Origin of the sequence: Asanoa sp. NPDC049573, from assembly GCF_040676615.1 — a bacterium.
Classification (GTDB): domain Bacteria; phylum Actinomycetota; class Actinomycetes; order Mycobacteriales; family Micromonosporaceae; genus Asanoa.
Window position 1 is genome coordinate 663,075 of sequence record NZ_JBFAPI010000001.1, and the last position, 13,048, is coordinate 676,122.

Sequence of the window (13,048 nt, forward strand, 5' to 3'; positions counted from 1 at the left end):
ACTGTTCCGCAGCTCGGCACCACCGTGCGCCTCATGGTCAACGGGGCGCCGGCGGTGCTCGCGGTCGACAACCGCACCACGCTGCTCGACCTGCTCCGCGACCGGCTCGACCGGACCGGCACCAAGAAGGGCTGCGACCACGGCCAGTGCGGCGCGTGCACGGTGCTGCTCGACGGCCGCCGCGTCAACTCCTGCCTGCTGCTGGCCGTCGCCGTCGACGGCCGCGAGGTGACCACGGTGGAGGGGCTGGCCGACGACGAACCGCACCCGATGCAGGCGGCGTTCATCGCGCACGACGCGTTCCAGTGCGGCTACTGCACCCCGGGCCAGATCTGCTCGGCGATCGGCATGCTCGACGAGCTCGCGGCAGGCTGGCCCAGCGCGGTCAGCGACGGCGTCGGGCACCTCGACGACGCGGAGATCCGCGAGCGGATGGCCGGCAACATCTGCCGGTGCGGCGCGTACGCCAACATCGTCGCGGCGATCCGCGAGGTCGCGGGGGGCGACTGACGGTGCGGGAGTTCGCCTACACCCGGGCCCACGACGTCGACAGCGCCGTCGCGCTGGTCGCCGACAACCCGGGCGCCCGCTACCTCGGGGGCGGCACGAACCTGGTCGACCTGATGAAGCTCGGCGTCGAGCGCCCCGACCTGCTGGTCGACGTCACCGGCCTGCCGCTCGACGAGGTCACCGAGGACGAGGCCGGCGGCCTGCTGATCGGCGCCCAGGTGCGCAACAGCGACCTGGCCGCGCACCCGCTGGTCCGGCACCGCTATCCGATGCTCAGCGAGGCGGTGCTGGCGGGCGCGTCGGGCCAGTTGCGCAACGTGGCGACCACCGGCGGCAACCTGGTGCAGCGCACCCGCTGCGGCTATTTCACCGACCCGAGCAAACCGTGCAACAAGCGGTTGCCCGGCTCCGGCTGCCCGGCCGTCGAGGGCCTGCATCACAACCACGCCATCCTCGGCGCCTCCGACCACTGTGTCGCGACCCATCCGTCGGACCTGGCGGTCGCCCTGGCCGCGCTGGACGCCCGGGTGCTGGTCCAGGACCTGGCCGGGCCGCGCGAGGTGCCGCTCGACGACTTCTACCGCCCGGTCGGCGACCGACCCGACCGGGAACTCACCGTCAGCGACGGCGCCCTGATCACCGGCGTCCTGCTGCCGCCACCGGTCGCCGGCCGGTCCGGTTACCGCAAGGTCAGGGAGCGGGCGTCGTACGCGTTCGCGGTCGGCTCGGTCGCCGCGCTGCTGGCCGTCGACGCCGGCCGGGTCGGCGAGGTGCGGATCGCTCTCGGCGCGGTGGCCTCACACCCCTGGCGGGCCCGGGTGGCGGAGCGGTCGGTGCACGGCGGCCCGGCCACCCCCGCCGCGTTCGAGGCGGCCGCCGAGGCGGAACTCGACGCGGCCCGCCCGCTGCGCGACAACGCCTACAAGGTGCCGCTGATGCGCAACCTGATCGTCGCGGTCCTCACCGAACTGGCCGGAAGATGACCCGCACCTGGCAGACCGCGCCGGCCGTCGGGCACCCGCTGACCCGGATCGAGGGTCTCGACAAGGTGACCGGGCACGCCCGCTACGCCGGCGACATCGCGCTGCCCGGTCTGGTCCACGGGTGGGTGGTGCCGGCAACCGTTGCCCGCGGCCGGGTCCGGGCCCTCGACGTGGGCGCGGCGCTCGCCATGCCGGGTGTGCTCGCGGTACTGCACCGCGAGAACGCGCCCCGGCTGGCCGACATCGGCGAGGGAACGCTGTTCCTGTTCCAGAACGACCGGGTGCCCCACCACGGCGCGCCGGTCGCGCTGGTCATCGCCGACACGCCGGAGCGGGCCCGCGAGGCCGCCGAACGGATCCGGGTCGACTATTTCGAGGAGCCGCACGACGTGCTGTTCCGCCCGGACCATCCGGGGCTCTACGAGCCGGACCACGTCAACCCGCGCCTCCCGACGGTGACCGACAAGGGCGACGTGGACGCGGCCCTGGCCGGCGCCGCGGTGTTGGTCGACGGTGAATACCGCACACCGGCGCAGCACAACAACGCGATGGAACCCCATTCCTCCACCGCCGCCTGGGCCGAACGCCGGGTCACCGTCTTCACCTCGACGCAGCACGCGTTCGGCACGGCGCGGACGCTGACCCGGCTGTTCGGCTTCGACCCTGGCACCGTCCACGTGGTCTCGGAGCACGTCGGCGGCGGCTTCGGCAACAAGGGCCTGCCGCGGCCGGACGTGGTGCTCGCGGTGATGGCCGCGACCCTGGTCGGCCGCCCGGTGCGGGTCACCCTGACCCGGCCGCAACTCTTTGCGCTCACCGGCTACCGCACGCCCACCGCGCAGCGGGTCCGGCTCGGTGCCGACGCCGACGGCCGGCTGGTCGCGCTGGAACACCGGGCCGCGTCGCAGACCTCGACGCTGCTGGAGTTCACCGAGCAGTCGGCCAGCTACTCCCGGGCCATGTACGCGTCCGGCAACCTGCGCACCAGCCACCGGGTGGTGGCGCTGGACGTGCCGACGCCGCGCTGGATGCGGGCGCCGGGGGAGGCACCCGGCTCGTTCGGGCTGGAGTCCGCGATGGACGAGCTGGCCGAAGCGTGCGGCGTCGACCCGGTCGAACTGCGGCTGCGCAACGACACCGGAACCGAACCGGAGTCCGGCCTGCCGTTCAGCAGCCGGCGGCTGGCCGACTGCCTGCGCGAGGGTGCCCGGCGGTTCGGCTGGGCCGGCCGCGACCCCCGCCCGGCCGCGCGCCGCGACGGTCGCTGGTGGCGGGGGACCGGGGTGGCCGGCGCGCACTACCCGGCCCGGACCGCGCCGACCGTCGCACACGCGACCGCCCTGCGCGACGGTGGCTATGTCGTCCGGGTCGGTGCCGCCGACATCGGCACCGGGGCCCGCACCGCCCTGACCCAGCTCGCCGCGGACGCCCTCGAGGTGCCGGTCGACCAGGTGCGGCTGCTGGTCGGCGACAGCGACTTCGGCCTGGCCCAGGTCGCCGGCGGCTCGATGGGAACCGCGTCGTGGAGCTGGCCGGTGATGACCGCCTGCCACGACCTGGCCCGCCGGCTCGCGTCCGGCGAACCCATCCCGCCGGACGGGCTGACCAGCACGTTCGACTCGACCGAGGCGGTGGGCGCCCGCCGCGACGTGGCCCGCTACGCGTTCGGCGCGCACTTCGCCGAGGTGGCCGTCGACGTCGCGACCGGCGAGGTGCGGGTGCCGCGGTTGACCGGCGTATACGCCGTCGGCCGGGTGGTCAACCCACTCACCGCCCGGTCACAGCTGGTCGGCGGGATGACCATGGGCCTGTCCTGCGCCCTGCTGGAAGAATCCATGATGGACGCCGGCACGGGCGACTTCCTCAACCACAACCTGGCCGACTATCACGTGGCCACCAACGCCGACGTGCGGGACCTCGACGTCGCGTTCGTCGACGACCCCGACGACGAGCTCAACCCCGCCGGCGTCAAGGGTCTCGGTGAGATCGGCATCGTGGGTGTGCCCGCGGCGATCGCCAACGCGATGTGGCACGCGACCGGCGTGCGCCAGCGTGAGCTGCCGATCAACCCGGCGCGCGCCGCACTCTGACCGAACGCTGATCAATCTCACTCTGCCGTACGTGGACAGTCACTCAGACATGAGATTAGCTTGTCGATCGGCCGTACCCCCCTTTTCGACGAGGTGATCCGATGTCGGCACCGGCCGGTCATCCCCTCGCGCGGCTCAGCGCCGCCGAGATCGACTCCGCCCGAACGCTGTTCCAGAAGCACGATCTGCTCACTCCTACCACCCGGTTCGCCCTGCTCGCGCTCGAAGAGCCCACCAAGCCCGCGGTGCTCGCCTGGCGGGCCGGTGATCCCATCGACCGCCGGGTCCGCGCGCTGCTGCTCGACGTCGCGACCGGCCAGGTCCGCTCCGTGGTCGCGTCGGTGACCCGCGACGAGATCGACGAGGTCGACGAGATCGACCCGGCCGTCGACGGCCAGCCGCCGATCCTGCTCGACGAGTTCATCGCGGTCGACGAGATCGTCAAGGCCGATCCCGAGTGGCGCGCGGCCATCGAACGCCGCGGCATCACCGACTTCGACCTCGTACGCCCGTGTCCACTCTCGGCGGGTGACTACGAGCTCGAGGGCGAGCGCGGCCGGCGCCTGCTGCGGGTGCTCTCGTTCGTCGCCAACCGTCCCGAGGACCACTGCTGGGCCCACCCGATCGACGGCGTGGTCGCCTACGTCGACCTGATCGAGAAGAAGGTCGTGCGGCTGATCGACCACGCGCTGCTGCCCGTGCCGCAGGAGGAGGGCAACTACGACGACCCGGCCTTCACCGGCCCGGCCCGGGAGACCCTCAAGCCGCTGGAGATCACCCAGCCCGACGGCCCGAGCTTCCAGGTCGACGGCGACGAGGTGACCTGGGAGGGCTGGAAGTTCCGGATCGGCTTCGACCCGCGCGAGGGCCTGGTGCTGCACCAGCTCTCCATCCAGGACCGCCCGCTGGTCTACCGCGCCTCGATCGCCGAGATGGTGGTGCCCTACGCCGACCCCAGCCCCGTGCGGTTCTGGCAGAACTACTTCGACGCCGGGGAGTACCTGCTCGGTCAGCAGGCCAACTCACTGGTGCTGGGCTGCGACTGCCTCGGCGAGATCCGCTACTTCGACGCCGTGCTGGCCGACGGCGACGGCAACCCGCGCGAGGTCAGCAACGCGATCTGCCTGCACGAGGAAGACTTCGGCGTGCTCTGGAAGCACTCCGACCTGTTCACCGAGGCGGCCGAGACCAGGCGGCAGCGCCGGCTGGTCATCTCCTACTGGGCCACCGTCGGCAACTACGACTACGGCTTCTTCTGGTACCTCTACCTCGACGGCACCGTCGAGATGGAGGTCAAGGCGACCGGCGTGGTGTTCACCTCGTCCTACGCCGAGGGTGCCGAGTACGCGACCGAGATCGCGCCCGGCCTCGGGGCGCCCTACCACCAGCACCTGTTCAGCGCCCGGCTCGACATGATGCTCGACGGCGTCGGCAACGCGGTCGACGAACTCGACGTGCGTCGGGTGCCGGTCGGGGAGACCAACCCCTACGGCAACGCCTTCACCCGCACCGCGACCCGGCTGACCCGGGAGTCCGAGGGTGCCCGCGACGCCGACAACAGCGTCGGCCGGGTCTGGCGGATCTCCAACCCCGCGAAGACCAACCGGCTCGGGCAGCCGGTGGCCTACGTCCTGCGTCCTGAGGGGCAACCGGCGTTGCTGGCCGACGAGACCTCGTCGATCGCCCGCCGCGCGGCGTTCGCCACCAAGCACCTGTGGGTCACCCGCTATGACGCCGACGAGCGCTACCCGGCCGGCAACTACGTCAACCAGCACCCCGGTGGTGCCGGGCTGCCCGCGTTCGTCGCCGACGACGAGTCGATCGACGGCGAAGACATCGTGGTCTGGCACACATTCGGCAGCACGCATTTCCCGCGGGTCGAAGACTGGCCCGTGATGCCGGTGGACCGTTGCGGATTCGCGTTGCGGCCCGCCGGATTCTTCGATCGCAACCCCACACTGGACGTTCCGGCGACAACGGCTAAACACTGCCATTAACACCATTTCGGGGGTACGACCGCTGAGTGGTCGTACCCCCGAAACAATTATTTAACGTTAACGGCGAGTGATGACCGCCATCGCGGCGACCGCGCCTTCGACGCCGGTGATGACGTCACGCAGCGGAGCCGGCAACCGCGCGACGATCGCGCCGATGCTGTCTGACACCTCTTGCCTGCTCCACTCGAGCATGATGCGTTGTTCGAGGCCAGCGGCCCGCACGAGAGCGGCGAGGGTGGCCGTCTGCGCGTCGATCTGTGCCGGTCGCTGTAGGTAGTAGGACAGTCGCACCAGCGGCCTCGTTGCCGTCAATGCGTTGACCGCGGGGTAACGCACAGTAAGCTTCCTGGACAGCCCAGAACGCTGTTCGTCGCGACGGACCATCCCCGCGGCGACGACGCGTTGCGCGACCACTTCGCCGACGTTGCTGCGCAGGTGCTCCACCCAGGCGCGCGGGACGAACTCGCTCCCTCTGCTGTGGATCTCGCGCAGCACGACGTCGGTCACCGGGTCTCCCCAGGGGCGGGGGTCGTCGACGGCGAGCTTGCCCGCGACCACCGTGACCCGCCTCTGCAGGATCAGCTCCGCGAGAGCGGCGCCGGCCAGGCCGGCGTCGAGCATCTCGGCGTTGATGACTGTCTTGCCGGTGTATTCGTTGTGTCCGACCATGAAGAGTTCGTCGGCAAGCCCTAAGTCGCTCATAACCTCAGGCAGAGTGTGGGGGGTCGATGAGGGAACCGGCGACGGGAGGGAGCGCCGATTTTGTGCGTGCAAAGAGTACGCCGATCTTGAGGTGCATTCAACCGTTGTGATCCTTCGATAAGGACCCTCCACAGTCTTGAGTGGAAGAGTGCGTGGTCGTACGATCGGGCGTCGCGAAACCGATCAAAGACCCTCTGAATCGAGGAACCCCCCAGTGTCCGAACAGCTCGCAGGAACTCTAGCCAGGCGACGACTCGGTGTCGTACACCTGTTCTTCTTTGTCGTCGCGGCATCGGCGCCGCTGACGGTGCTCGGTGGCGGTGTCACCACCATGTTCGCGGTCACCGGCAACAAGGGTGTGCCGCTGTCCTTCCTGGTCATCGCGATCATCCTGGGCATCTTCGCCGTGGGCTACGCGGCGATGAGCCGCCACGTCGCCAACGCTGGTGCGTTCTACTCCTACATCGCGCAGGGCATCGGCCGCCCCGCCGGCGTCGGCGGCTCGTTCGTCGCCCTGACCGCCTACAACACCATCCAGATCGGCCTCTACGGCCTGTTCGGATACGTCGTCGGCGGCTTCATGAGCGAGAAGTTCGGCCTCGACTGGAAGTGGTGGGTCTGGGCCCTGCTGGGCTGGCTCATCATCGGCATCCTCGGCATGCTGCGGGTCGACCTCAACGCGAGCGTCCTCGCCGTGATGCTGATCCTGGAGATCATCGCCACCGCCGTGTTCGACCTCGTCGCCGTCGGCCACCCGGCCGGCGACAGCGTCTCGATGGCCGGCTTCGACCCGGGCAACCTGTTCACCAGCGGCTTCGGTGCCGTGTTCGCGTTCGCCATCGCGGCGTTCACCGGCTTCGAGTCCGGCGCCATCTACAGCGAAGAGGTCAAGGACCCGCGGCACACCGTCGCCCGGGCCACGTTCCTGGCCGTGCTGTTCACCGGTGTCTTCTACGCCATCTCGGCGTGGGCACTGCAGGTCGTCGTCGGCCCCGACAACGCCCAGCAGGCCTCGGTCGAAAACGGCCCGGGCGTGGTGTTCGGCACGCTGGCGCAATACACCAACAACGCGGTCACCGACATCGCCAACGTCCTGTTCTTCACCAGCGTGTTCGCCGCTCTGCTCTCGTTCCACAATGGAGTGGCGCGCTACTTCTTCGCCCTCGGCCGCGAGCGGGTGCTGCCGCAGTTCCTGGGCCGCACCAGCCGCCGCACGATGGCTCCGATCGCCGGCTCGGCGACCCAGTCGGTCATCGCGGTCGTCGTGCTGCTCGGCTTCATCGCCGCCGGCAAAGACCCGGTGATCGACCTGTTCACCTGGCTCTCGGGCGTCTCCGCGGTCGGCGTCGTGCTGCTGATGGCGGCGACCTCGGCGTCCGTGGTCGGCTACTTCCGGGTCCGCCGGGCTGACGAGTCGGCCTGGCAGGGTCGGGTCGCACCGACCCTGGCGACGATCCTGCTGACCGCGCTGCTGGTGACGCTGGTCGTCAACTTCAACTACCTGCTGGCGCCCGACGCTCCGGGCTACCTGCGGTGGCTGCTCCCCGGTCTGATCGGCGCCGCCGCGCTGATCGGCCTGATCTGGGGTGGTCTGCTCAAGTCGTCGCGGCCCGAGGTCTACGAGGGCATCGGTCGCACCGTCGGCCAGCCGTTGACGGCCGACGACGCGGGCTCCGACTCCGACTACGTGCCGGTGCACTGAGCCGGGTCAACGTGTGACGCACGCCCGCGCGGCCCTTGGGCCGCGCGGGCGCCGCGTCGTTCCGGAGTAGCCTCCACATCGAGTTTCCCCTCGGTGAACGGAGTGCCGCCATGGAATACACCCGCCTCGGCTCTTCTGGCCTGGTCGTCTCGAAGGTCGTGCTCGGCTGCATGGGCTTCGGCGACCCCCAACGCGGCCACCATGCCTGGAGCATCGGCCTGGACGCCTCGCGGCCGCTGATCCGGCAGGCGCTCGACGCCGGGATCACCACGTTCGACACGGCCAACGTCTACTCGCTGGGCGCCAGCGAGGAGATCGTCGGCCAACTTCTCGGCGAGTTCACCAGCCGCGACGAGGTGGTCATCGCGACCAAGGTGCACGGCCGGATGTCGGAAGGCCCCAACGGCGGCGGCCTGTCCCGCGGCGCCATCCTGACCCAGGTCGACGCGAGCCTGCGCCGCCTGCGCACCGACTACATCGACCTCTACCAGATCCACCGCTTCGACCCGCACACGCCGGTCGAGGAGACCATGGAGGCGCTGCACGATCTGGTCCGGGCCGGCAAGGTGCGCTACCTGGGCGCCTCGTCGATGTGGACCTGGCAGTTCGCGCGCATGCAGCACGCCGCCGACCTCGGCGGCTGGACCCGCTTCGTCGCCATGCAGAACCAGTACAACCTGCTGATGCGCGAGGAGGAGCGGGAGATGCTCCCGTACTGCCTCGACCAGGGCGTCGGGGTGATCCCGTGGAGCCCACTGGCCCGCGGCCTGCTGACCCGCGACTGGGACGCGACGACCGAACGTGCCCGCACCGACCGCTTCGGTTCCACGCTCTACCGCCAGTCCCAGGACGCCGACCGCAAAATCGTCGAGGCGGTGGCGTCGGTGGCACAGGACCGCGGCGTCTCCCGAGCGGCGGTGGCGCTCGCCTGGGTCGCCTCGAAGGAGGCGGTGACCGCTCCGATCGTCGGCGTGACCAAGGAACACCACCTGACCGACGCGGTGGCCGCCCTCGACGTCGAACTGACCGACGAGGAGATCGCCCTCCTGGAGGAGAACTACGCGCCACACGCCCCCGAGGGCTTCTGAGGTTTGCGGATCTCCGCACCTGGGGTCGCCGTGGGTGGCACGATCGAACGGGTGAGTGACGCCATCGATCTCGACCGCCACGTCTACGGCGACCCCGGCGCGGCGATCACCGTCATCGAGTACGGCGACTTCGAATGCCCGTACTGCGGCGCGGCCTTCCCCGTGCTGCGCAAGCTGATCGACGGCTCCGACGGCCGGGTCCGGCTGGTCTACCGGCACTTCCCGGTGTTCACCAAGCATCCCTACGCGCTGACCGCGGCCCTGGCGTCGGAGGCGTCCGGCGAGCACTTCTGGGCCATGCACGACCTGATGTTCAAGCACCAGGCCCGGCTGACCGACCCGGACCTGGCGGCGTACGCGGCCGAGGCCGGTGTGCCCGACCCGGAGTCGGTGGTCGGCGAGCCCGCGCAACGGTTCCAGCCGTTCGTGGCGGCGGACTACTCGACCGGCGTGGCCGACGGCGCCCGGGGCACGCCCACCCTGTTCATCGACGGCCGCCTCTACGAAGGGCGGGTCGAGCTCGGCGCCTTGCGCAGCACGCTCGGGCTCGGTCGTTAGGGGTGAGCACGGCGTCGTTGCCGCCGCGGCCGGGTCCGCGCAACCGGCTGTCGAGCGCCTTGCCGCTGGTGCCGCAACCGGTCACCCGGTTCCTCAACACCGAGGCCGGCAGTGGCCTGCTGCTGCTGGCCGCCGCGGTCGCGGCCCTGGTCTGGGCCAACATCCCGGGCGGGCACTACGAGTGGGTCTGGACGACCGAGGCGTCCCTCCAGCTCGGCGAGTGGGGGATCACCCTCGACCTGCGGCACTGGATCAACGACGCGGCGATGGCGATCTTCTTCCTCACCGTCGGGCTGGAGATCAACCGCGAGGTCACCGTCGGCGAACTGCGCCGCGGCCGATATGTGCTGGCACCGGTGTTCGGCGCCGCCGGCGGCGTGATCGTGCCGGCGCTGGTCTACTACGCGTTCAACTCGGGCACCCCGTCGGAGCACGGCTGGGGCATCCCGATCTCCACCGACACCGCGTTCCTGCTCGGCATCCTGGCGCTCTTCGGCCCGCGCTGCCCCGACCAACTGCGGCTGTTCTTCCTCACCCTGGCGATCGTCGACGACATCGTGGCGATCCTGGTGATGGCCATCTTCTACACACCCGACCTGAAGATGGTGCCGCTGGTCGTCGCGATCGCGCTGGGCGTCCTCCTGCTCGGCCTGCGCTGGATCGGGGTCTGGCAGCTGCGCTGGTACGCCTTCGTCGGCATCGCCCTCTGGTTCGCGGTCTACGAGTCCGGCATCCACCCGACGCTCGCCGGCGTCGTGATCGGCCTGGTGGTCCCGGCGACGCCGGTCGACCCGCGACTGCTCGAGTTCCTGCGCTTCTACGGCCGCGGCCTGATCGAACGGGCCTCGGCCGAACGCGCCCGGCTGACCGTGCAGGCCGCCCGCGCCACCGTGCCGGCGAACGACCGGATGCAGGACGTGCTGCACCCGTTCAGCGCGTACGTCATCGTGCCGGTCTTCGCCCTCGCCAACGCCGGTGTGGTGATCAACCAGGAGAGCCTGTCCCGGGCCGCCACGTCGCCGGTCACCATCGGCGTGCTGGTCGCGCTCGTCGCCGGCAAGACCGTCGGCATCACCCTGGGCACCTCGCTGGCGCTGTGGACCGGGATCGGCGAGCTGCCCGGCCGGGTCCGCTACGGCCACCTGATCGGCGGCGCGGCCCTGGCCGGGATCGGCTTCACGATCGGCCTGTTCATCACCGACCTGGCGTTCGACGACCCGGTGCTGATCGACGACGCCAAGCTCGGCGTGCTGGCCGGCTCGGTGGTGGCGGCGGTGGTGGGCTCGCTGGCCCTGCGCTACCTGGGCGAGCGGCTGCCGCTGTGCATGGTGGAGGACGACACCGCGATCCCGGACCTGCCGTCAGGACCGTGGCGCGACCCCACCCGCCCCTAGGTGCCCTACCCGAACCGGCGCCAGACGCTGCGGCGGTTGCGACCCGGCGCCGAGCGGTCGAGCCGGCGCAACGTCGAGGGCAGGTCGACCCGGCGGTCGGGGGTGACGTCGTGCAGGGTCAGCACCAGGCCCTGCACGGCCGGGTGGTTGCGCAGGTCGCGGCAGTTGACCTCGACCTGGATCCAGGAGCCGTCGGAGCGGCGCAGCGTCCACTCGGTGTTGACCCCGCTGCCGTCGAACGCCGACCGGGCCCGGTCGAGGGTGTTCTCCACCTGGCCGTGGTCGTCGCGGTGGACGATGTCGCGCCAGGTCGAGAAGATCGGCACCGAGACCTTGAGCAGGTCGGCCATCGACGGGCTGGCGTAGCGGATCCACTCGTCGGCGTCGAGCAGGATCACCACGTCGGCGGTGCGCTCGCTGACCGCGCTCAGGTAGGCGTCGCGTTCGCGCCGGTTGTTCTCCACCGTGTGGCCGAGCCGGCGCAGCGCCAGGGCGGCCTGGCTGGCCAGCACCTCGAGGGTGTCCTGGAGCCCGGCGAGCACTGAGTGCTCGCCGCCGATCGCGACGGCGTTGACCGGGTTGCGGTGCCGGCCCGGTTGCTCGGCGGCGAGCGAGGCGACCAGGGTGGCCGGCATCCCGGCCAGCGGCCCGCGCAGGTCGGGGTGCAGCAGGCGGGTGGCGCTCAGCCGGCTGCGCCGGCCGCCGGCGGCCGCGGGCGGCTGGTGGTCGAGCACCACCAGGGGTCGCCAGGCCATCGCGTCGGCCATGTCGACCCGGCCGATGATCGGCCCCGGAACCGCCGCGGTGCGGCTCGGCCCGGCGTGCCGCCGCTCGGCCGCGAGTGTCAGGTCGGCGGTCTCCTCGCTGGCGTCGCGCCAGGCGCTGGGCAGTCGCGGCGAGTCGACCGCCGCGGCCACGCCCGAAAGGGGCACCGTCTCGTCGGCCGTCGCCGGCGCCGCGAGGCTGATGAAGATGACCCGGTGCGGCTCGGCCCGGGGCAGCAGCCGGTCGATGCCGGCGACCAGCGTCGCGGCCACCGCCTCGGCGTCGGCGGCGGCGACCAGTTCGCCGCAGGCGTGCCGGAGCAGCCGCTCACGCTCGACCGCGCGGCGCTGTGCGGTCAGCGCGTCGCTGAGCCGGGTCGCCACCAGCACGGTCATCAGGGCCGAGCCGATCGCCACCACGGTGACGTCGCCGGCGTCGGAGATCAGCAACAGCGCCGGGCCGGTCAGGGCGATCGCCAGCAGCGGCAGCACGCCCAGGCCGCGCCCGGTGTCGACCCGCGGCTCGACCTGTTGGGTCAGCCGGGCCATCGACGCCGGCAGCGCGGCGGCGCCCCACGCGCCGTAGCCGACCAGGTAACCCAGCTCCCAGAGGTTGCCGCCGGGCAATGGGCTGTGCAACGCGGCGAACGCGTCGAGCGAGTCGGAGGCCAGCAGGCCGAGCGCGCCGACGGCGAGCAGGATCGCCGAGGCGTTGCGCGCCCGGGTGGCCACCACCAGGGCGGCGGTCACCACCACGACGACCATCGAGCCGAGCACATGCGCGGCGGCGAGCGAACGGTCGAACAGGGGCCAGGGTGACGACGCGGCCAGCGGGCCGGCGGTCAGCGTCCAGCCCACCAGGCCGGCGGCGACCATGAGGGACAGCAGGTCGACCACGGTGGACCGGCCGCGCAGCGCCGCGCTGGTGCGGGTCAGCCCGAGCAGTGCATAGGCCAGCAGCGGAAACAGCGTCAGGTAGCAGATCTCGGCGATGACCAGCCAGAAGCGGCCGTTGGCGGACAGCTGGTGGCCGACGTCGTAGGCGGTGTCACCGGCGCCGAGGGCGGCCACCGCCGCGGCCAGCACGATCCAGGGTGCGCGGCGGGCCGGCTGGTGCTGCCGGATGCCGAACAGGATGCCGGCGGTGGACAGCACGCCGGCGACGGCCCAGAAGAGGCCCTCCTGGGCGGGGAAGACGAGGATCGCGGCCCCGAGCGCGATGGTGGCCGCACCGGCGAACGCCAGAGCGCGTCTGGCCAT

The 13,048-nt window shown here is 71.4% G+C and carries 10 protein-coding genes; 8 read left to right on the forward strand and 2 right to left on the reverse strand.

What is annotated here, in order from left to right:
- Positions 1–33: 33 nt before the first annotated feature.
- From AB0J74_RS03060 to AB0J74_RS03075, 4 genes are all read left to right on the forward strand, one after another.
- Positions 34–510 (forward strand): 2Fe-2S iron-sulfur cluster-binding protein, encoded by a 477-nt coding sequence (locus tag AB0J74_RS03060; protein WP_363444086.1) that lies wholly within the window; start codon positions 34–36, stop codon positions 508–510.
- Positions 511–512: 2 nt separating this feature from the next.
- Positions 513–1,493: a xanthine dehydrogenase family protein subunit M gene (locus tag AB0J74_RS03065; protein ID WP_363443670.1), complete on the forward strand. Its 981-nt coding sequence runs from the start codon at positions 513–515 to the stop codon at positions 1,491–1,493.
- Positions 1,490–3,583: a xanthine dehydrogenase family protein molybdopterin-binding subunit gene (locus AB0J74_RS03070; protein WP_363443673.1), complete on the forward strand. Its 2,094-nt coding sequence runs from the start codon at positions 1,490–1,492 to the stop codon at positions 3,581–3,583. Before AB0J74_RS03065 ends, AB0J74_RS03070 begins: the two co-directional genes overlap by 4 nt.
- A 101-nt stretch (positions 3,584–3,684) precedes the next feature.
- Positions 3,685–5,580 carry a primary-amine oxidase gene (locus tag AB0J74_RS03075; protein ID WP_363443676.1) on the forward strand — a complete coding sequence of 632 codons (1,896 nt, stop codon included), beginning with the start codon at positions 3,685–3,687 and terminating at the stop codon, positions 5,578–5,580.
- A 57-nt stretch (positions 5,581–5,637) separates the two neighbouring features.
- Here the strand turns inward: AB0J74_RS03075 and AB0J74_RS03080 are convergent, their stop codons facing one another.
- The gene (locus AB0J74_RS03080; protein WP_363443679.1) at positions 5,638–6,282 is read right to left on the reverse strand and encodes a GPP34 family phosphoprotein; all 645 of its coding nucleotides are present in this window, start codon (positions 6,280–6,282) and stop codon (positions 5,638–5,640) included.
- A 214-nt stretch (positions 6,283–6,496) separates the two neighbouring features.
- Between AB0J74_RS03080 and AB0J74_RS03085 the strand changes: the two genes are divergently transcribed.
- The 4 genes from AB0J74_RS03085 (at position 6,497) to nhaA (ending at position 11,024) form a co-directional block, all read left to right on the forward strand.
- Entirely contained in the window at positions 6,497–7,984 is a 1,488-nt protein-coding gene (locus AB0J74_RS03085; RefSeq protein WP_363443682.1) for an APC family permease, read from the forward strand.
- A 110-nt stretch (positions 7,985–8,094) separates the two neighbouring features.
- A complete protein-coding gene (locus AB0J74_RS03090) occupies positions 8,095–9,072 on the forward strand; it encodes an aldo/keto reductase (RefSeq protein WP_363443685.1) in 978 nt (325 codons plus the stop codon).
- 51 nt (positions 9,073–9,123) lie between these two features.
- A complete protein-coding gene (locus tag AB0J74_RS03095; RefSeq protein ID WP_363443688.1) occupies positions 9,124–9,630 on the forward strand; it encodes a thioredoxin domain-containing protein in 507 nt (168 codons plus the stop codon).
- A 2-nt stretch (positions 9,631–9,632) separates the two neighbouring features.
- The gene (nhaA, locus tag AB0J74_RS03100; RefSeq protein ID WP_363443691.1) at positions 9,633–11,024 is read left to right on the forward strand and encodes a Na+/H+ antiporter NhaA; all 1,392 of its coding nucleotides are present in this window, start codon (positions 9,633–9,635) and stop codon (positions 11,022–11,024) included.
- Positions 11,025–11,029: 5 nt separating this feature from the next.
- Here nhaA and AB0J74_RS03105 read toward each other — a convergent pair whose 3' ends face one another.
- Positions 11,030–13,048 (reverse strand): PAS domain-containing protein, encoded by a 2,019-nt coding sequence (locus AB0J74_RS03105; protein WP_363443694.1) that lies wholly within the window; start codon positions 13,046–13,048, stop codon positions 11,030–11,032.

Excerpts from the sequence above, each read along its gene's own strand:
- AB0J74_RS03060 (WP_363444086.1), top strand. The coding sequence starts at position 34 with ATGGTCAACGGGGCGCCGGCGGTGCTCGCGGTCGACAACCGCACCACG.
- AB0J74_RS03070 (WP_363443673.1), top strand. The coding sequence starts at position 1,490 with ATGACCCGCACCTGGCAGACCGCGCCGGCCGTCGGGCACCCGCTGACC.
- AB0J74_RS03075 (WP_363443676.1), top strand. The coding sequence starts at position 3,685 with ATGTCGGCACCGGCCGGTCATCCCCTCGCGCGGCTCAGCGCCGCCGAG.
- AB0J74_RS03080 (WP_363443679.1), bottom strand. The coding sequence starts at position 6,282 with ATGAGCGACTTAGGGCTTGCCGACGAACTCTTCATGGTCGGACACAAC.
- AB0J74_RS03090 (WP_363443685.1), top strand. The coding sequence starts at position 8,095 with ATGGAATACACCCGCCTCGGCTCTTCTGGCCTGGTCGTCTCGAAGGTC.
- AB0J74_RS03105 (WP_363443694.1), bottom strand. The coding sequence starts at position 13,048 with ATGGCCAGACGCGCTCTGGCGTTCGCCGGTGCGGCCACCATCGCGCTC.